Annotated in this window: 22 protein-coding genes; 2 read left to right on the forward strand and 20 right to left on the reverse strand. The window is 37.2% G+C overall.

Going from position 1 to position 20,663, the window contains the following annotated elements; genetic code table 11:
* Positions 1-31: 31 nt before the first annotated feature.
* The 11 genes from J5A55_RS03940 to J5A55_RS03990 form a co-directional block, all read right to left on the reverse strand.
* Positions 32-2,596 (reverse strand): BatD family protein, encoded by a 2,565-nt coding sequence (locus tag J5A55_RS03940; protein WP_004383656.1) that lies wholly within the window; start codon positions 2,594-2,596, stop codon positions 32-34.
* An 11-nt stretch (positions 2,597-2,607) separates the two neighbouring features.
* Positions 2,608-3,300, reverse strand: coding sequence for a tetratricopeptide repeat protein (locus tag J5A55_RS03945; protein ID WP_004383657.1), 693 nt, complete (start codon positions 3,298-3,300; stop codon positions 2,608-2,610).
* An 8-nt stretch (positions 3,301-3,308) separates the two neighbouring features.
* Positions 3,309-4,304, reverse strand: coding sequence for a VWA domain-containing protein (locus J5A55_RS03950; protein WP_004383658.1), 996 nt, complete (start codon positions 4,302-4,304; stop codon positions 3,309-3,311).
* A gap of 55 nt (positions 4,305-4,359) precedes the next feature.
* Entirely contained in the window at positions 4,360-5,316 is a 957-nt protein-coding gene (locus J5A55_RS03955; RefSeq protein WP_004383659.1) for a vWA domain-containing protein, read from the reverse strand.
* A 17-nt stretch (positions 5,317-5,333) separates the two neighbouring features.
* Entirely contained in the window at positions 5,334-6,365 is a 1,032-nt protein-coding gene (locus J5A55_RS03960) for a DUF4381 family protein (protein ID WP_004383663.1), read from the reverse strand.
* Positions 6,362-7,234 (reverse strand): DUF58 domain-containing protein, encoded by an 873-nt coding sequence (locus J5A55_RS03965; protein WP_004383664.1) that lies wholly within the window; start codon positions 7,232-7,234, stop codon positions 6,362-6,364. Before J5A55_RS03965 ends, J5A55_RS03960 begins: the two co-directional genes overlap by 4 nt.
* Positions 7,235-7,291: 57 nt before the next feature.
* Positions 7,292-8,287, reverse strand: coding sequence for an AAA family ATPase (locus tag J5A55_RS03970; protein ID WP_004383665.1), 996 nt, complete (start codon positions 8,285-8,287; stop codon positions 7,292-7,294).
* Between the two features lie 372 nt (positions 8,288-8,659).
* A complete protein-coding gene (locus J5A55_RS03975; protein ID WP_004383666.1) occupies positions 8,660-10,324 on the reverse strand; it encodes an AMP-binding protein in 1,665 nt (554 codons plus the stop codon).
* Positions 10,325-10,947: 623 nt separating this feature from the next.
* Positions 10,948-11,712 (reverse strand): SGNH/GDSL hydrolase family protein, encoded by a 765-nt coding sequence (locus tag J5A55_RS03980; protein ID WP_234396081.1) that lies wholly within the window; start codon positions 11,710-11,712, stop codon positions 10,948-10,950.
* A 67-nt stretch (positions 11,713-11,779) separates the two neighbouring features.
* A complete protein-coding gene (locus J5A55_RS03985) occupies positions 11,780-12,751 on the reverse strand; it encodes a bile acid:sodium symporter family protein (RefSeq protein WP_004383668.1) in 972 nt (323 codons plus the stop codon).
* Positions 12,752-12,946: 195 nt separating this feature from the next.
* The gene (locus tag J5A55_RS03990) at positions 12,947-13,819 is read right to left on the reverse strand and encodes a hypothetical protein (RefSeq protein WP_004383669.1); all 873 of its coding nucleotides are present in this window, start codon (positions 13,817-13,819) and stop codon (positions 12,947-12,949) included.
* Between the two features lie 258 nt (positions 13,820-14,077).
* Here J5A55_RS03990 and J5A55_RS03995 point away from each other — a divergent pair, with 258 nt between their 5' ends.
* The gene (locus tag J5A55_RS03995) at positions 14,078-14,626 is read left to right on the forward strand and encodes a glutathione peroxidase (protein ID WP_004383670.1); all 549 of its coding nucleotides are present in this window, start codon (positions 14,078-14,080) and stop codon (positions 14,624-14,626) included.
* 87 nt (positions 14,627-14,713) lie between these two features.
* Here J5A55_RS03995 and J5A55_RS04000 read toward each other — a convergent pair whose 3' ends face one another.
* From J5A55_RS04000 to J5A55_RS04010, 3 genes are read right to left on the reverse strand one after another with little or no spacing between them, the layout of a single operon-like run.
* Positions 14,714-15,424 carry a DUF2461 domain-containing protein gene (locus J5A55_RS04000; RefSeq protein ID WP_004383671.1) on the reverse strand — a complete coding sequence of 237 codons (711 nt, stop codon included), beginning with the start codon at positions 15,422-15,424 and terminating at the stop codon, positions 14,714-14,716.
* A 16-nt stretch (positions 15,425-15,440) separates the two neighbouring features.
* Positions 15,441-16,088 (reverse strand): endonuclease III, encoded by a 648-nt coding sequence (gene nth / locus J5A55_RS04005; protein WP_004383672.1) that lies wholly within the window; start codon positions 16,086-16,088, stop codon positions 15,441-15,443.
* 50 nt (positions 16,089-16,138) lie between these two features.
* Complete coding sequence (locus J5A55_RS04010; protein WP_234396082.1) at positions 16,139-16,861, reverse strand: Type 1 glutamine amidotransferase-like domain-containing protein; 723 nt, start codon at positions 16,859-16,861, stop codon at positions 16,139-16,141.
* A gap of 104 nt (positions 16,862-16,965) precedes the next feature.
* On the opposite strand from J5A55_RS04010, the gene J5A55_RS04015 reads away from it, so the two are divergent.
* Positions 16,966-17,187, forward strand: coding sequence for a hypothetical protein (locus tag J5A55_RS04015; protein ID WP_004383674.1), 222 nt, complete (start codon positions 16,966-16,968; stop codon positions 17,185-17,187).
* 144 nt (positions 17,188-17,331) lie between these two features.
* On the opposite strand, the gene J5A55_RS04020 is transcribed toward J5A55_RS04015, so the two are convergent.
* The 6 genes from J5A55_RS04020 to map all read right to left on the reverse strand — a co-directional run bounded on the left by J5A55_RS04020 (position 17,332) and on the right by map (position 20,557).
* Positions 17,332-17,490: a DUF4295 domain-containing protein gene (locus J5A55_RS04020; protein ID WP_004383675.1), complete on the reverse strand. Its 159-nt coding sequence runs from the start codon at positions 17,488-17,490 to the stop codon at positions 17,332-17,334.
* 43 nt (positions 17,491-17,533) lie between these two features.
* The gene (rpmG, locus tag J5A55_RS04025; protein WP_004383676.1) at positions 17,534-17,722 is read right to left on the reverse strand and encodes a 50S ribosomal protein L33; all 189 of its coding nucleotides are present in this window, start codon (positions 17,720-17,722) and stop codon (positions 17,534-17,536) included.
* Between the two features lie 5 nt (positions 17,723-17,727).
* On the reverse strand, positions 17,728-17,991 hold the full coding sequence (gene rpmB / locus J5A55_RS04030) for a 50S ribosomal protein L28 (RefSeq protein ID WP_004383677.1): 264 nt from the start codon (positions 17,989-17,991) through the stop codon (positions 17,728-17,730).
* Between the two features lie 125 nt (positions 17,992-18,116).
* Positions 18,117-18,620 carry a CinA family protein gene (locus J5A55_RS04035; RefSeq protein WP_004383678.1) on the reverse strand — a complete coding sequence of 168 codons (504 nt, stop codon included), beginning with the start codon at positions 18,618-18,620 and terminating at the stop codon, positions 18,117-18,119.
* Between the two features lie 31 nt (positions 18,621-18,651).
* Positions 18,652-19,677 (reverse strand): tRNA (adenosine(37)-N6)-threonylcarbamoyltransferase complex transferase subunit TsaD, encoded by a 1,026-nt coding sequence (gene tsaD, locus J5A55_RS04040; protein ID WP_004383679.1) that lies wholly within the window; start codon positions 19,675-19,677, stop codon positions 18,652-18,654.
* Between the two features lie 16 nt (positions 19,678-19,693).
* Entirely contained in the window at positions 19,694-20,557 is an 864-nt protein-coding gene (gene map / locus J5A55_RS04045) for a type I methionyl aminopeptidase (protein ID WP_004383680.1), read from the reverse strand.
* Positions 20,558-20,663: the final 106 nt, after the last annotated feature.

Consider the following 20,663-nt stretch of genomic DNA (forward strand, 5'->3'; position numbering starts at 1 on the left):
TAATGACTAATAAACTTATATATATAACTTATTAAATTGCTTCAATACAAGAGGTTTGTACCCAACCTTGTCGTCCATCATTAAGTTGAACACCTGTCCATTTACTCAAACCTTGATCAGTAATCTTTACTTTAGACCCTTCATGAAGAATGAATATCTCTTTAGACTTTTGATCAGGTGTTTCTCTTACTACAGCTGATGGTAACATTATGATACCATGATTACTTGCATCTAACAAACATACTTGTTGGATAGCAAAGAATGTGGTAAGAATAAATAGGGCAAAAAATAAAGGGAGTGTTCCTCTTGACAATTTCTGTAGAAGTTCTTTCTCTACAAAAATATATACCACTAAAGATACTAAAGCCAGAAATAGAGAAATAAGACTCAAATAAGCCCAACTATCTACACTTAATAGATTTACAAGAGCCTTATACCAAGTAACGAAAAACATTTCAGATTCTGGCGTTAACTTATCAATTGTTTTTGATTGAGCCAACTGTAGATTAAAACGAATGTCATCATCACTAGGTGCCAAACGTTGGGCACGTTCATAAGCTAGTACGGCATGAGGTATATTATCGAGACGATAATAACAATCTCCTAAATTATAGTATAAAGCCGCAGACTCGCCTTGCTCTAATAACTTTTCATATCCTTTTACTGCTTGTGCATAGTTTCCCTTTTGATATAATTTGTCAACATCTGACTTAGTTTGAGAGAAAGCATGGATAGGGAGAGCTAATAAAGCTATAATCAAGAAGGAAAGAATATTATTATTCTTAGACTTCTGAACCTTTGCTTTTTTAATCGTTTCTTCCATATCTGAAATGGCTTCCATTGCTACATCAAATGTCTTTTGCATATTACCTTTCTCATTTCCTGGAGCATAACGCTCATACTCACATTCATCAATAGCCGTAATGAACTTGTCAATAACCTCCATTGGAACATTAATAGCCGTTAATTGCTCACTAATATTATCACGTGACAATTGTTCGATTGGGAGATTTAATTTATCACCAACATAGCCCCAAAGTGCTTGTAAGATTTCATCATAGAACTCTATATTTCTCCCTTTCATCTTTAATAGATTAGCTGAATGCAAGCGAGAAGTAGCTATCCTACTTGCATTTTTTCCTCGCTTGAGAACCATATCAACACGATGAGCGAAACGATCCTTATATCTATAAGCTAAAATAGATCCACTAACAAGTAGTAACAAAAGAATAATATAATATGGAATAGAACCAAAGAAGAAATGACCTACCTTATCCAATGCACTATCCCCAACCTTCAAAGGTAAAATATCTTCATTAGGTAAATCTACTGATAAAATATCTTTAGAACTACCATCACCTCGCATAACCTTCAATTCCATCGGAGAAGTCTGAAGGGTAACATACTTATGCTGAACCAAATCATAATAAACAAATTTAACTGGAGGAATGGAAACAACTCCTTCTTGTTGAGGAACAATAACTTGGTCATAAATTATATTTCCTTCAACTCCATTCTCTGTTAATTGTGTCTTGTCGGTAATCTTCACATCGTATTTTTCAAAACCTTTAGGTATCTGAATAATAGGTTGTTTTATTAATTTCAGATTACCAGCTCCACTTACTACAACACGAATAGAAACAGGATCACCAGCTTTTACTTCTTTCTTATTTAATTGTCCAGAAAGGTTAAAATGGCCAACACCTCCAGAGAAATCAGAAGGCTGAGTTGGTAATGGTAAAACTTTTATCGACAATCCAGAAGCAAGAATATCTTTCTTTATATTCGTGATACCATCATTAATACCAAAGGCTTCAAATGGATTAAAATTATTACTCTCTTGAACTAAGCCATGGAAAGTCAAAGCAGGTACTTTTAAAGTGCCTGTCATCTGTGGGTACATGACATACTTACTCCATGTAACACAATTATAAACTCGATTACCTACACGCTCTTTATGGAAAGTTTTTTGTTGTGGCAAATTAACTTCTTGAACGTGGAACCCCGTTAAATCAGGCATTTTACCAATTAACTGACGCAGATTCTTTGTTGTATAAACTTTATAAGTTAAAAGGACTGGTTCCTGTTCGTAAACTGTTGTTTTATTTGCAGAAACCTTAATGAATAAATCTTTAGAGCTAATGTGTGAGGAGGAAGAACGTGGATCATCTTGAACGTCATTGTAACTTCCTTTTGAAGAAGCATAAGCTCCCTTTGCATTACCAGATACATTAATTCTTACAGGCGTAGATGCAATCTCTTGACCATTAACTACAATCTTCGCTGGTCCTATCCCAAGGTTACCCTTTTTTGTAGCCACAAAGACATACGCAAACGTGACTGTAGAGGAACTACTAGCATGACCATTAATAAACTGATAATTAGACTGAGAGGATGTTGCTGGTCCATATACTTTCTCAAGTCCATTAGATAATCTACCTAACTGAAATCTACGAACATCCTGAGTATATACTGTATATTCAACTTGGAACTCTTCTCCCACTGATACATGCTTAGGAGCTACGACACGAACATATTGTGCCTTCATTCCAAGCGTACATAAAAGTATGAAAAGTAAAAATATATATCGCTTCATATTTCTAATAGTTACCAATTTTTATCAAGTTTTTTATCCGAAGGTTGTTGCATTGCCTTTGCCAACCTCTTTTGGGTTTCCTTTTCCTGCTGCATAGCCGCATTCAATAATTGTTCAGCATTACTCTTGCTCATCCCATTATTATTGTTTTGAGGCTTTTGCTGAGAATTATCCTTCTTCTTCTGTTTATTATCTTTGTTCGATTGATTCTTATTTTGTTTGTTTTTATTCTGATTATTTTTAGAGCCACCAGAGTTCTTCTTATTATTCTGTTTCTTCTGCTGACGTTGACATAACTCGAAGTTATAACGTGCGTTATTATGAGAAGGGTTATCACGCATTGCCTTCTTATAATAATCAATAGCCTTACTATAGTTTTTCTCTCCTTGATAAATAGTACCAAGATTATTATAGCTACTAGCCTGGCGAATAGGATCTGTTTCTAATTTAGCCGCTTTCTCGTAAATCTTTTTTGCTTCTGCATTCTTATGTTGCGCCTGTAAACATCTAGCTAAATTATAATTGCCAATAGCATTATTAGGTTCCTTATCGATAGCCTTACGATAAAAGACCTCAGCTTGCGCATAGTTCTTTGAGGAAAAGTTCTTATTCCCTTTCCTAATTAACTGATTACTCGTTTGAGCATTGAGCGTAACAAACGATATCATCAAAAGACATACTATAAAATAAAGCCGCTTAAACATATACTTATTTAATACTTTCTCTTTCTTTCTAGAATAAAGACATCAATGATGAGTGATAAGACAGCAAGTAGTGCAAACGCCTGGAATTGTTCATCATAATCACTATATACAACATTATTTATCTCTCCCTTTTGAAGTTTTCCAAGTTCTCTCTCCAGAAGGGCATCAGCAACACTACTATTATCTACGTGTATATATACTCCGTGCCCTGCATCTGCTATTTTCTTACACATTTCTTCATTGAGATGTGTCTTAACAATATTACCATTGGCATCCCTCAAGTCCTCACCATTAGGCATTGGAATGGTAGTTCCTTGTGTAGAACCTATACCAAGTATAAACACCTTAATACCCTTTTCTTGCGCTTGTTTTGCCATAGCTTCTGCACCTCCCTCATTATCTTCACCATCTGTAATGACGACTATCGCTTTACCTGTTTGAGTATTAGGTGTAAAACTGTGCATAGCTAAGTTAATCGCTTTACCTATGTCTGTTCCTTGTGTTCCAATTAATGAAGGATTTATATTATCCAAGAACATCTTTGCCGAAACATAATCACTCGTTATCGGTAGTTGAACAAAAGCGTCGCCCGCAAAAACGATTAAACCTAGTTTGTTCTTTGTAAACTTATTCATGAGTCCCTCAACCATAAGTTTACTCTTATCTAAACGTGAAGGAACAACATCTGTAGCCAGCATAGAGTTACTAATATCAAGCGCCATAATAACTTCGATGCCCTCTCTACTTGTATTATTTGCGATCTTATTACCAATCTGTGGACGAGCTACTATCAATATAAGCAATGTCAATATTAGTTCTGCCAAAACAAACTTTACCAACTTCCTTCTTGGACTTGCCATTGGAGATAATTGATGCATTAACTTTAGCGAACCAAATCGTTTAAGTCTACGTTTACTTTGGCGAAGAGAATATAGATAAATCATTGCTAATAGAGGTATCAGCAATAACAACCATAAATATGTAGGATTATCAAATCTAAACATTCTTCATTTATCACATTAAATAAGTTATTCACCTTATTATATATAGGCAAATCACTTATGGTAATCTTCTAAAAACCGTCAGGCGTAATAGTAAATCTAAACAGAAGATGAATAATGCAAGCCATGCAAAGGGCATATAAGCCTCATGCAAATGACTATAAGCTTTTACTCTCAATTTCGTCTTCTCTAATTTATCAATATCTTGATAAATCTTGGAAAGTTCAGCTTGACTTTGCGCTCTGTAAAACTCTCCATTTGTTGATACAGCTATATTTTGTAATGTCTTATAGTCTATTGCTCCTAAATCTCCTTCCGACTCCTTACCCAAACCTATAGTATAGATTCTTATACCATACTTCTTAGCTATAGACGCAGCTGTCATTGGAGAGATAGAACCTACATTATTACTACCATCAGTCAACAGAATTATAACCTTACTCTTTGCTTTCGAGTCTTTTAAGCGACTAACCGAATTAGCAAGTCCCATACCAATAGCTGTTCCATCCTGTATTAATCCTTTCACTACTAAATCTGTACGTACATTATGAAGAAGATTTAATAAAGCGGCATGGTCGACTGTCATTGGACATTGTGTGAAAGCCTCTCCTGCAAATATCGTCAGACCGATGTTATCATTAGGGCGTCCACTAATAAAATCTGAAGCCACTTCTTTTGCCACTTCTATACGATTAGGGAACACATCTTCTGTCAACATACTTGCTGAAATATCCATCGTCAACATGATATCAATTCCTTCAGCATCCTTATTATCCCAGGAGTTATACGTTTGTGGGCGTGCTAACACAATGACCACCAAAGTATAAACTAGACAACGCAGAAACATTGGAAGATGGATCATCCGAATCCTCCAACTCTTTGAGATATGTTGATAAGCGAATGTATCGCTCATCTTTATGGTTGGTTCCTTACCTTTACCACAAAGAAAATACCATAATAAATAAGGTATTAACAAGATGAGTAAAAGAAGGTATCCACTATTGGCAAATTCCATTTCTACTTCAATTTACATTACACTAGAAGTCCTATAATCTCTGACACGAAATATATGAACAGAGCCACAGAACAAACTAATAATAATATGATAGCCAACTTAATAATTTTACGAGTACGCTGACTCCTTGTCTCCTCAGTCTTGTCAACTATTGGAACAATATCATCTTTCTTTGTCGTTTCTATGAAACGTACTACATTATCGAAATAGTAGTTCTTATCATTTTCACCCGTTTGGTATTTTGCGAACTTTACGAGATCTACTGTATTGAAAATTTCTTCTAACTCTTTAATATCTGTCTCCTTACATTCATCATGTAGTTTATCCAAGATTTCAGAAGAAGTCATCTCTAAGGCATTAAAATTATAACGCTTAGAAATATATCTTCTCAAGACATCAGTTACATGCGTATAATAGGTCTTTTGATCTGAATAAGACTTTATTTGTGAGCGAATCTCTTCCAACTCATTTAGTGCTTGTTCATAAGAAGACAATACACGCTCCTTCTTACTAACCTTACGTCTACTTAATGATTTATAGAGATAATAAGCAAGCCCCAAAAGAATAAGAATCAATAGCCCTATTAGGATGACGGGAAGCCACTCTGCAAAAGTAAGGCTAACCTGCTGAATATCATCAGGTGGCATTGGGGTATTCTTGACCGTATCAACAGGAATAGAACGAACATCAAAGCTAACGGCTTTCGTCAAACTCGTCTTACCATTAATAACAACCTTCTGTGCAGGAATGGTATAATGCTTTGCATTCCATGCCGTCAATACATAGGTACGTTTATTCAACTGATGATTAGAAGAATCCGTAACACTACGATTCACCTTTAGCACTTCCAAGTCTTGTGCATGCTCTTTTGGCACAATCTGTTTAGGAAAGGAAACCTTTGTACCACGGGGAACATCTACGACAATACTATAACTAGTTCTTCCACCTATTAATATATGGGTAGAATCAATACTAGCTCTAACATTTATCTGTGCATAGCTGACACCAACTATAGATAATAACGCTATTATCACCAAAAACCTTTTCATCGTCTTCTCTTTAAAAATAACGTTATCAACATCTTGACATAATCGTCATTAGTAGCTATAGCCACACTATCAACGTGACTTTGCGTTAAAGTATCATGCAATCGCTGTTCACGCTCTTCCCAATAGGTATTGTGGGCCTTTCGAACACGAATATCATGTGTATCAACATACATCTCATGTCCTGTCTCTGCATCAATAACTTTCAGCAAGCCGACATCAGGCATTACCTTTGCACGTGGGTCATATACTTGAATGGCAACAACGTCATGTTTTCTATTTGTGATACGTAATTCCTGACTAAAATCCTTCCTTGTATAGAAATCGCTAATAACAAAAGCTGTACAACGACGTTTGACAACCTTATTAAGATATTCCAGTCCTACTCCAACATCTGTCTTCTTACTATTTGGCGTAAATGTCAACATCTCTCTAATTAAATAAAGAATATGTTTCCTACCCTTCTTGGGTGGGATATACTTCTCAACGTGATCAGAAAAGAAGATAACCCCTATCTTATCATTGTTTTGAATAGCCGAGAATGCTAATGTAGCAGCAATCTCCGTCACACATTCACGTTTAAGTTGTCCAGCGGTACCGAAATCTAAAGAACCACTCACATCTATCACCAACATTACAGTAAGTTCGCGTTCTTCTTCAAAGACTTTTACGTAAGGACGATGAAAACGACCCGTAACATTCCAATCAATATCACGAACATCATCGCCATACTGATACTCGCGTACTTCAGAAAACGCCATACCTCTACCCTTAAAGACAGAATGATATTGACCAGCAAATATATTCTGGCTTAAGCCTAGAGCTTTAATTTCTATTTTACGTACTTTCTTTAGTAACTCAGTTGTATCCATATACAATGATGAAAACTATCTTTTCTTACAATACACTTAACAATGAAGCGAGAATCATTAAGGTACTTGCACCTTGTTAATAATCTCACTAACTATTGTCTCTGTAGTTAAGTTAGCAGCTTCTGCCTCGTATGATAAACCTATTCTGTGACGAAGAACATCATGTGCGACAGCACGTACATCTTCTGGCACTACATAGCCACGGTGCTTGATAAAGGCGTATGCACGGCTAGCTCTGGCAAGATTGATACTTGCACGTGGACTACCACCAAAGGTTATCATCTCTTTTAAGTCAGCTAACTGATAACGTTCAGGATATCTTGTAGCAAAGACGATATCAGTAATATACTGCATAATCTTGTCATCCAAGTAAACATCCTCAACAACCTTTCTTGCTTCAAGGATTTCTTTAGTACCAATAACAGGACGAATTAAGGGAGCATTGCCTTGTAGATTCATTCGAACAACAAGTTTCTCTTCATCTAATGTTGGATAATCAAGAACAACCTTCAACATGAATCGATCCACTTGTGCTTCTGGCAACATATAAGTACCCTCTTGCTCTATTGGATTCTGTGTTGCCATAACAAGGAAAGGATCAGGCAAGGTGAATGTAGATTCACCAATGGTTACTTGATGTTCTTGCATTGCTTCCAATAGTGCACTTTGGACCTTTGCAGGCGCACGGTTAATCTCATCTGCAAGTATAAAGTTAGAGAATATAGGTCCTTTCTTTACGTGGAATGTTTCGTCCTTTTGTGAATAGATTTGTGTACCAATAACATCAGCAGGCAACAAATCTGGAGTAAACTGAATACGACTATAACGCACATCAATGAGCTGTGATAGCGTCTTGATAGCAAGTGTCTTTGCTAGACCAGGGACACCCTCTAATAGGATATGACCATCACTAAGTAAAGATATCAGTAACGAATCAATTAAATGCTTTTGTCCAACTATTATTTGATTCATTCCTGTCGTAAGGTCTGTCACAAAAGAACTCTGCCGTTCGATTCTCTCATTTAACTCTCTAATATCAATAGATTCCGCCATTATCTCACAATTTATATTGTATTTTATGTATCATTCAACGAGTCACAAAAGTACTACATAAAAGCGGATAGGGCGAAGATTTGTGTCTAAATTATATTAAATAAAAACTTAGTATTGTTTTTTAAAGACTTTTTTAATTGAAATAGGTTAACAGCTATGTTTTCATCCTTAAATGAAAGCAATTATAGAAGTGGTTATATGTAAATTTTAATAAGTAAGAAATACATATAAAGACAAACATCCTCGCCTATCCAATGAATCAATAATTCTACGAATAGGCAAGGATATTTGCCTTTATTTATATTATCGACACACTCCTACTTTAGGCTTATGTCATTAGCGCCTTAGGTGCTATAAGAGTTTAAACTTACTTTATTCTGTATAGAGATAACGTTTAATAGACTTCTTCGGGGTTTTCTCAAACTCTTCTTCTTGAACACGAATCTCTGACACCTTACAATAAGCTGGTATGATGGCATTCAACTGTGTACGGTTTTCTTCCATTATATTCTTGATATCTTCCGCATTGAGTCCAAGACTCTGTGCTTCGTCATAGTCCGGATGAACCAAAGCTATAAGTTTCTCGCCCTTCTGAATAACCAAACATTCACTTACTAGTGCCAAAGAGTTCAACTTATCCTCAATCTCTTCAGGATAGATATTCTGTCCGTTACTACCGAGCAGTAAGTTCTTGGAACGTCCCTTTATAAATACATTGCCATCCTCGTCCATTAATCCGAGGTCTCCTGTGTGGAACCAACCTTCCTTATCAATGGTACGTGCAGTATCTTCCTCATTCTTATAATAACCCAGCAGAACATTAGGTCCCTTTGTCAGAATCTCACCAGCTACATTAGCAGGATCAGGACTATCTATGCGCACCTCTTGATGAAGTGCAGCCTGCCCGCACGATCCTTTTGCAAAGGTATGCCAATCACGATAGCAAATGATTGGTCCACATTCTGTAGCTCCATAGCCAACAGTATAAGGGAACTCTATCATGCGTAAGAAGTTCTCGATCTCTCCATTAAGTGCAGCTCCACCGATGATAATTTCATACAAATTGCCACCGAATGCTTGATAAACCTGCTCACGTATCTTTGCACGAACTTTCTTGTTTATAACAGGCATGTTCAGTAGCAAACGCATCTTGTTGTTCTGAATCTTAGGGAAGACTTTCTTGCGGATAATCTTTTCAATCACAAGGGGTACAGCTATCATAATGATAGGCTTTACTTCTTGTAATGCTTGAGAGATTATAGCTGGCGAAGGTATACGTGTAAGGTAATAGATGTGGACACCTGAAAGGAACTCATAAATGAACTCAAAGGACATGCCGTACATGTGTGCCATTGGGAGTATGCTAATAACATTACTTCCAGGTTTGACGACATCTCCAAGTACATGTTTAGCAAAGTCAGTATTACTCCACAATGAACGATAAGGAAGCATTACTCCTTTCGAGTGACCAGTAGTACCACTTGTATAGTTAATTAACGCCAATTCATCGGGACTTTGCTCACGATAGTAATGTACATGTTCTGGTCGGAAATACTTTGGGTAACGACGCCCAAACTCCTCATTAAGATGTTCGCGAGCATAGGTTAGTTTCTCTGTACGGCTCACTACTAAGGAGTAATCTGGAATATAAATAATACCTTCCAGCTTTGGCATCTTTGTAGCATCAATCTGGGTTACAACAACGTCGCCAACAAATAAAAGCTTAGCATCCGAATGGTTTACAATATTATGTATTTGTTCGGGCATAAACTCATGCAAGATGGGTACAGCTACTGCACCATAGGTCAACACGGCTAAGAAAGAAGCCGCCCAAGCCGAGGAGTTGCGCCCACATAAAGCTATCTTATCGCCTTTTTGTACACCACTCGCTTCAAACATGATATGTAGCTTTTCAATCTTTCTGGCAACATCATGATACTGAAGGGTCTTACCCTTGTAATCTGTAAGAGCATCCATGTCCCAGAACTTTATGATACTCTTCTCTACTAGTTCATTAAAACTCGAAATCTGTTCCATTGCACATTACTTCAATATGTGCGCAAAGGTACATACTTCTTCGCACATTACAAAATAAAATGTGCATAAATAAAGATGAACAATGGTTGATATCACGATGGGACGGTAATTAATCATCTATTAGAACGAATATAGATGTAAAGATAATTGCCGAATGCTAAAGAGAGTTTTTCAGCTTATGGCACCTAAATTTAAGTCAATTCATACTCTAAATAGAGCAACTATCGTACTCTAAGTTAAACATGTTCTGTACTTTAACTTAAACATGTCTTGTACTTTAACTTAAACATGTCTTGCACTTTAACTTAAACATGTCTCGTACTTTAACTTAAACATGTCTTGGACTTTAAGTTAAACATGTCTTGGACTTTAAGTTAAACATATATTGCACTTTAACTTAAAGGTCTGATCGGCTCTTAGTTATGGGGCGATTAATGATAAAGTTTAAGTGCAGTAGATGTTATTATCACATTGATATACAGGTATATATACCAATTAGAATATACTTTTACTATAATTTATTGTTCAGCTGTACTTTAAGCATATAGAAACAAAAAACAAAGGAGCTCTAAAGAGTCCTTTGTTCTTGATTGATAGAATAAGTTTCTGGTGATAGATCGTTATTAGCGTCTGCCATGATAACTCATACCATGCTTCTCATCATGATGAAAGTTTGTCGTGAAATTTGGTTTATCCATCTCTATCGGATTAGCATTAAGTTCTGGCTCGCCCATCCATTCTACTATCTTGTCTACCCAGTGTGCTGCACCTTGGCGGGTAGGATGAATACCATCTATACGAGCGGCAACTATAGAACTGCTATCAAAGAAACGTTCAGCACCAGTACGCTCACGAATTACATTTACAATGTTTCTATTCTTTATCTTACGCCATGATAATGGTCCAACCCATACGTAAGGGATATTACCAACATGATCTAAGATGGTTTGTATAGCCTCTGAACGTCTAGTAAAGTCGTAATAGCCCAAGTCGTTTGTTCCAAGACTTATGATTACATAGGTTGGACGGAACTTCTCTATTTGATATTGAAGATCCTGTGTATTTGCCCAATTACGCGTGGTACTACCATACCATACTACAGAGTGAAATTCAAAGCCATTCTTTACTGCGTAATCATTAAAACGGGCACCTAACCCATCGACCATAGAATCACCAATTAGTAAAACAACTTGATTGCGAGAATTAGCAACACGCGTTGTTGACTGAACAGAAGAAACGGGCTTTGCTTCTAAAGACATTTCGCTTACGTCTTCTATTGGCTTCTGGCTTATAGACTGATCGGGCATTTCATCAGGTTGAATATCCATCCTGGTTCGCATTGCCTGATCAATGTTTGTGTTGTCTACGATACCTTTCTGTGCTTTCATAACTTGCACGGAAAGTAAACAAATAAATGCTATTAAATACTTAATACTTTTCACAACAAAATATATTTTAATTAGTGCGTTTATTTGACTTTGAGTAATGCCAAATTTCAACGCTGTTAATAATGTTCTGCCAAAGGATATAACATCCTGGTCCTACCGTGGAGAGCGGGTTAAGATAGGTGTTGGCTATCCAAATGGCAAAGGTTGTATTCTTCTGACCTAAAGCTTGTCCAGAATTGACTGCATTATGGAAGAAGGCTCCTATTGATTTCCCTGCCGTAAATTGTAACAAACAGAGTACCAAACTCGAAATAGCTATGAGTAAGAGGAAAGAAACACCTACATTAGCATGGACAATATTCTTAACGGTTGTTCCAGAAACAATCAGTAAGGAGGCACACCAAAGATAATAACTTAGATCATTCACATTAATAATCCATCTATAGAGGGGGCGTAACAAGTGCCAGTGCTTTGTAATATATGCCAATATCATCGGTACGATTAGCACTAAACTCACTTTATTAAGAATGAGCAAGAAAGCTCCAGTAAAGGTAAGACCCATGTTCGTTTCTATCAAAGGGAAACAAACTGGAATAAGAATAGCGCAAATGAAATTAGAAATGAAAGTGTAAGTAACCATCTCTGTCAAGTCACCTCCAATTTTCTGTGTGACGACGGCAGCAGCTGAGGCGCAAGGTCCTATAATACAGGTGAGTATAGCTTCTAAAAGAATTAAAGCTTTACCCGTAGCGTGGAAGTACATAATCCATCCAACTATGACAATTACGCTAACTATTTGGAAGAGTCCTACCCACAAGTGCCACTTCACGGGAATTAGTTTATGGTAATCAACCTTACAGAAAGTGACATAAAGGACAAGGAACATAAATAAGGGAAGGATAGCTTCGAATACTGGAGCAAGGATGCCCGATGCGTTGTCCAATGCAGGGATAAACGCAAAGAGAAGGTATAATACTGCACCAGTGGCTATCGATACAGGTAAGGTCCAATCCTTTAAAAATTGAATACTTTTCTTCATTTCACTTTCAATCACACGTATGATTCCATTCCAACAATGAAGTCAAACGGCTGCAAAGGTACAAAAAAATTGTCATAAAAGAAAGTGTATCAAACAATTATAACAATTTATTGAAGCAAAGAATCCCTCTAACTTCTCAGTCAGAGGGATTCTAATTAATATATATGAAGCTATAGAAAAGCGATTCTACTGCTATTATCTCTCGTGTAGACGATCAACTGCATCTGCCTTGAACTTCGCAAAATCATTCTGAGTTGCCTTACCAAATGAGGTGTATTGACTTGCAACTCTTGTAGAGAGCGTGCTAGCCTTAGCAGAAGCCGGTCTCTGACGTGCAAGATCGAGTTTGAGGACGTCAGTGGTATTTGTACTATAACCTGTACCGAAGAAGGTGTCATAACCTTTACCCTGTTCGTAACCTAAGTGGAAGCCGTCATTTCCTTTATTCTTATCCAATACGAATATAGTACCTGTTTTGGTATATTTGATATAAATGTTACCATCATTGTTCACATACCATGAGAAGTTAAGCGTTTGTGTTTCACCCTTTGAGTTAGTATCAACTTCAACACCATTACCACTTAAAGAATTTGTAGAAGAGTCATACTGGAAGAACTTCATGTTAGCTTTAAATTGATCGCGCACACGCTGGTGAGTTTTATCATCAGTGTACTCATAAATCATGTCGCCTTCCCATTCACCTGTTAGTGTTTGAGCCACTGCAACTAGTTGGTTATTTGAGGAATTGTACTGGTTATTGTAATTGTTATTCCAGTTATAATTGCCGTTATTATAGCTGTTCCAATAAGCATTACGGCTACTGCCGATAGCATCCATGAAAGCATAGAACTCATTGGTATAGGCTTCTGGATAATTAGCATAAAACCAGTTATAAGCTGTGTAATAGTCGGAACCATTAGGATAATCATAACGATAATTGCGTACTGCACGACTAACTAAATCGTTGTGATAGTAATAACCATTATCATCATAGTCATCACAACTTGTAAAAAGCATAGGACTTACAACTACTGCAAGGGCTAAGAATAATTTCGCAACTCGTTTCATAAGCTTATCTTTTAATATTATAGTTTCTGTTACTTGTTTGATGCAAAAGTACAGTAATTAGCTAATAATCTTAATGTAAATACACTATTTAGTAATAGGGAAATCCCTATCATCCTTTCTGGACATATATCGATACATTTTACAGAATTAGGCATAAAAACCTTTAAACTATGCAGGGAGAAACAAATAAAATTAGTACATTTGCAACACATAATAATTTAGTTTCTTATTAAAAGCAGAAGATAAAACAAACAAGAAATGAGAACAGTTTATGAATTCTCTGTCAAGGACAGAAAAGGTAAGGAAGTATCATTGAAAGAGTATGCCAACGAGGTACTGCTAATTGTTAATACAGCTACCAAATGCGGCTTCACACCAACCTATGACCAACTGGAAGCACTTTATGAGAAATACCATGCAAAGGGCTTTGAGGTTCTTGACTTCCCATGTAACCAGTTCGGACAGCAAGCTCCAGGTACTGATGAAAGTATTCATGAGTTCTGCAAACTAAATTATGGGACGGAATTCCCTAGGTTCAAGAAGGTGAAAGTAAATGGTGATGACGCTGATCCACTTTTCAAGTTCTTGAAGGAACAAAAGGGCTTCGCTGGTTGGGATGAATCACATGAACTCTACCCTATCCTTGACAAAATGCTTTCAGAAACTGATCCTGATTACAAGGAGAAAGCGGATATTAAATGGAACTTCACTAAGTTCCTTATTAATAAGAAAGGACAAGTCGTTGCACGCTTTGAACCAACAGAGAAGATTGAGAATATTGCTAAGCAGATAGAAGAACTATTATAAGTCTGTTTAAACAGATAGAAAGAAAAAGAGATATAAGTAAGTAAATGCTTTCTTATATCTCTTTTTTATGATTATCGCTAGATAATATTACTCGTAATCATCAACAACAGTATTGATAAAGTCCATCATTGGTTTACCTGTCTTGCAGATGTGTTCTAGCTCTTTATGCCAACTGTCACCATTAAAGAAATCATCAGGAACAGATACCCAACAACAATAATCTTTCATACGTAGATAGTGTAAATACTCATAATCTTTAGGGAAGCCTTTAGGAGCTGTCTTTAAAGCTGCTAGTCCAAAGCCTTTCTCACTTACTTTATCATCACTCCATTCCCCCTGGTTAGGATGTCCAAATAGACTAATAAATTCGTCATTCTCAACATCCTTTCGCCATTCATCTATATTTGCCATAATCTCATTACGACATGATGTTAGGATGTTCGTTGGTAACCAATAACAACCTACTGCAATTAAACAGTTACCAGGTTGGAGATGGATATAATATCCACCACGCAATGCCTTTCTACCATGTCCACAGATGTAAGCTCCTAAGTGACGTTTGTATGGACTCTTATCGGGTGAAAAACGTATATCACGATAGAAACGATAAGTACAATCTTTCGCTGTAAGATGAGCAACTTCATCATCAAAGGTGGATAGTTGGGCTATAACCTGCTCTACACCTTTTTCAAAATCATCTTTTACAGCATCATATTCTGCCTTATGTTCTTGAAACCATTCTCGATTGTTATTTGAAGCAATTCCCTTCAGGAAGTGCATGATCTTCTTTGTGTTCATATTCTTTCACTTCTATTTATAACTTACTATCCTTCATCAACTTTGGACATATCGTATCAAAAGGACAATGTTCACAATCCGCCTTAGCACTCTTACAAACATAACGCCCATGAAGTAATATCCAATGATGTGCATCAGAAACCTCTTCCGTAGGGATATTATTCATCAGATAATCCTCAACTTTACGTGGTGTATTTGCTGTTGATGGTACTAAGCCCAAACGATGACTAACACGATAAACATGCGTATCTACAGCTAAGGTTGGCTTTCCAAACCAAACAGCTTGTATCACATTGGCAGTTTTGCGTCCAACACCTGGTAACTGTGTAAGCTCTTCTGGAGTAGAAGGAACTTCCCCCTTAAACTTCTCTACCAACATCCTTGACATCTCTACCAAATGCGTTGCCTTTGAATTAGGATAAGAAACACTCTTAACATATTCAAAGACATCTTCAACACTTGCCTTAGCCATCGTCTTAGCATCTGGATAATGTCGGAATAATTCTGGCGTAATCGCATTAATCCTTTTATCTGTACATTGGGCAGAAAGCAATGTAGCACAAAGCAACTGAAACGCAGAGCCAAAGTTAAGTTCAGTTGTCACATGTCCCACATGCTTGCGGAAGTAATCCAAAATATAAGTATATCGTTCTTTTCTTGTCATCTTTTTGATAGTATAGTGCAGTATAAAAGATACATCTCAGCCAATTAAACTTATTTTCTTTCTTTTATTACGATATTGTTTCCCACAACGGCAATAGCTTGCTGGTTTGTAATAATCTTCAAGGGCAGATGGCTGTTCTTGTTGACAACTTCTCGTGCAGCCTCTTCAAAAGGAAAGCTATCGAAATGTACAACAGGATAAAATCCAACAATGCCAAGACCTACAAAGTCCTCCAACTCTGGCGTCAGCGAATAACAATCATCCATGCCCTTTGCATATTCAACATTGGGAGCAAGAATCATAGCTCCAGCAGATTCTCCAATATATAGTTTTCCTTTCTCCACCTGCTCTATGATATACTTGTCGGCACCCGTTTTCCTCAATTCCTGCAAAAGGAAAAACGTGTTGCCACCCGATACATAGATACAGTCACAGTTTGTCAGGACCTCTTCCATTTCATTCTTACTGCATTGAGTAATTTCCAATTCCTTGACAATAAGTCCAAGAGAATCAAGTGCCACTCTGGCATCTTCCACATACTGTGTATACTCTTCATGAATGCTTGCTGTAGGGATAAATGCTACAGTTTTGCCTCTCAACGGAACTGAAATGGATTCGGATAAAATTGAAGCAACATCAGCAAAAGATGAACATAAAAAGATTTTCTTCATTGATATATTATGTTTTAGAACTTCCCTATCATTAGTACTGTAAACAGCTTGGACAGGAATAAAAATAAGTATAATTAAGAATATTATAAATCTATACCTCATACATTTCACGTTTAATACTGCAAAGTTACTAAAAACTAACAGATAATTTGGTGCTTTCCGAAACTTAATGTAATTTTGCATTAGAAATAAAAAACAAATCAATTATGATAACTCCAATGATAGGACTGGTTGCACTACTTGTTATTGCATTAATAGCTTGGGCAATCGCAGAACTTAAAAACAGAAGTATTACATTCACCCACTCTGAAGCTGAAGCTGAAGGCGAAGAGGAAATGAGAGAGGCTTACGAAGCCAACGGCAATAAGGAACTTAATCTTAAAGATCTGCTTGCTCGCAATAGTACGAAAGGTTACAAGTCAATTTAAAACGACAACCAATTATAAAAAGTGAGGACTACATAAATAAATGTAGTCCTCACTTTTTCATTCATTAATGAAGTAAATAAGGTTAAACAAAAAAAGGTTGTAGAATACAATCTACAACCTTCTTTATTTATATCTTTATAAGAATTAATTCTTAAAGAATTCTTTGACGTCCTCATTAGGAACCATCTGCTCATCAAAAATATAAGCACCCGTCTTTGGGCTCTTAACCATCTTGATTACCTTTGAATATGCGCGACCATCCGAAGAACCTTCATGGAGGGTAGCGACCGCTTTCTTTGCCATAGTCTATTCGTTTTAACTATTAACTTTACTATTCAGTGCGTGCTTACTTAATCTCCTTGTGAAGCGTCATCTTCTTCAAAACAGGATTATACTTCATAAGCTCAAGACGCTCTGGAGTATTCTTACGATTCTTTGTAGTCACGTAACGGCTTGTACCAGCCATACCGCTATTCTTCATCTCGGTACATTCCAAGATAACTTGGACTCTGTTTCCTTTAGCTTTCTTTGCCATGATATTTAGTCTCCTATTACCTTAATGTCCTTCCAGTCAACATAACCCTTTGATACAGCCTGCTTAAGGGCAACATCAAGACCTACCTTGTTAATAAGACGAAGACCAGCAGCACTAATCTTCAGCTCAATCCAGCAACTTTCTTCTACATAGTAGAACTTCTTGCTGAAGAGGTTTACATCAAAGCTTCTCTTAGTACGGTGCTTTGAGTGAGACACATTACAACCTAGCTGTGCCTTCTTTCCTGTGATTTGACAAATCTTAGACATTTCTATCTTTGTTTTGTGATTCGTTAATTGATACCTATTCCAAACAGGATGCAAAATTACAAAAAGATTTCAAATGAGCAAAACTTTAGCAAAGTTAATTACTGATTTTAATCTTTTTTGCAGTATTATTCGGACTTTATGTCCATATCATTCAGGAAATCAAGCATTAAGCGGATAGCTTTATTGGTTGCTATGGCAAGATTAATATCACGTCCAAAGTCTTCTGTGAGCTTAAAGGTTCTTACCTCATCCTTACTTCCATAAGCAAGCCAGATTGTACCAACTGGAGCTTCTGCCGTGCCACCACCAGGACCAGCATATCCCGTAGAGGCAATTGCGAAATCAACGCCAATAGCCTCAATCGTTCCTAACACCATTTCACGAGCAACTTCTTCTGATACTGCTGTATATTGCTCTAATGTTTCGCGAGAGACATGCAATAACCTCTCTTTAACATCATCAGTATAGGCAACAATACCACCTTTATAATAGTCAGAAGAACCAGGGATTGCCATGATTGCTTCGCTAATACGACCACCAGTGCAGCTCTCTGCTGTACCAATAGTTAAACCAGACGCATAAAGTATATCGCCGATTTGGCGAGAGATAATCTTACTTTCAAAATCCATAATCTTATTGTATAGGGTATTCTATTTGTTATTACTTAAAGGTTACTTTACTGAATGCTGGTACATCAATCTGAGTAAAATCCTTATCTATGTATTTAAATGTACCAACACTTGCTATCATTGCGGCATTATCTGTTGTATAGCTGAACTTCGGAATATAGATTGTCCATCCATAACGCTCGGCATGATCACGGAAAGCATTACGCAGACCATTATTAGCCGACACACCACCAGCAACAGCTACATGCTTAATACCCGTTTGTTTAACTGCCAAACGAAGTTTCTTCATTAGGATATCTACAATGGCATGTTCGAGACTTGCTGCAATATCTTCCTTATGATTCTCTATAAAGTTCGGCTCTTCCTCAACCCACTTCCTCATATTATATAAGAAAGAAGTCTTCAAACCAGAGAAAGAATAATCAAAGCCTGGCACATTTGGTTCTGCAAACTTATATGCTAAGGGGTTACCTTGACGAGCGAGCTTATCTATAATAGGACCACCAGGGTATCCTAATCCCATAACCTTAGAACACTTATCAATAGCTTCACCAGCTGCATCGTCAATAGTCTGCCCCAAAACTTCCATATCGTTGTAAGCATTCACCTTAACAATCTGTGAGTTTCCACCAGAAACCAATAAGCAGATGAATGGGAAAGGGGGCATGTGGTTATCATCTTCACTTTCTTTTATGAAGTGCGCCATAACATGTCCTTGCAGATGGTTTACATCAATCAATGGAATCCCCAATGAGCGGGCGAAACCTTTAGCGAAACTAACACCAACTAAGAGGCTTCCCATAAGACCAGGACCACGTGTAAAAGCAACTGCAGAAAGCTGTTCTTTCGTTATACCTGCGCGAGCCAAAGCCTGATCAACTACCGGAACCACATTTTGTTGATGTGCTCTTGAGGCTAATTCTGGTACAACTCCGCCGTATGCCTTATGCACTTCCTGTGAAGCGGTCACATTACTGAGAATGATTCCATTCTTCAATACGGCAGCACTTGTATCGTCACAGCTACTCTCAATGCCTAATATATAAATATCTTCCATTGTTTCGCAAACTTCTTTAATGAGTTAATATCTCCACTCCATGTTCAGTCATAACAAATGTATGCTCCCATTGAGCTGAAGGCTTCTCATCACCTGTGATAACCTCCCAACCGTATGGGTCGTCAGCATCAATAAATACCTTCCATGTACCCATATTTATCATTGGTTCTATGGTAAACACCATACCAGGAACTAGCAACATTCCTGTTCCTTTATGCCCATAATGCAAGACATCTGGTTGCTCGTGGAACTCAATTCCAACGCCATGACCACACAAATCACGCACAACGCCATAACCATTCTTCTCTGCGTGCTTTTGAATTGCATGACCAATATCACCAACAAAAGAATACGGTTTTGCGGCTTCAGCACCTATTTCAAGGCATTCTTTAGCTACTCGAACCAAGCGTTCCTTCTCTGGAGTTGTCTTACCGCCTACGATAAACATACGACTTGCATCGGCAAAATATCCATCAACAATAGTCGTCATATCAACATTGATGATATCACCTTCTTGAAGAATATCCTCCTCCTTAGGAATACCATGGCAAACAACCTCATTTATACTAGTACAAACGCTCTTAGGATAGCCTTCATAATTCAAACAAGCAGGGATAGCATTGTGATCTTTGCAATACTGCATACAAATATCGTCTATCTCTTGCGTATTCATTCCCACATGAATAGCCTCTGCAACAGCATCTAAACAACCAGTATTCACTACCCCACTCTTGCGGATACCTTCTATCTGCTCAGGCGTTTTTATCATATCGCGGGTAGGAACCAGCTTGCCTTGTTTCTCAAACGCCATTATCTTTAAATCCATTTCGGTTGGCTCTTGTCCCGGAAGGCAATGCCACCTCTTCTTCTTTAATTGCATATCCGTCTAATTAATTTGGTGCAAAAGTACTATAATTCAAAGATAATACAAAATAAATCAGTTCCTTTTTAGGTATAGAGAAAGCTTTAGACCATGGGATTGCTCT

It is taken from the genome of Prevotella veroralis (assembly GCF_018127765.1).
GTDB lineage: Bacteria > Bacteroidota > Bacteroidia > Bacteroidales > Bacteroidaceae > Prevotella > Prevotella veroralis.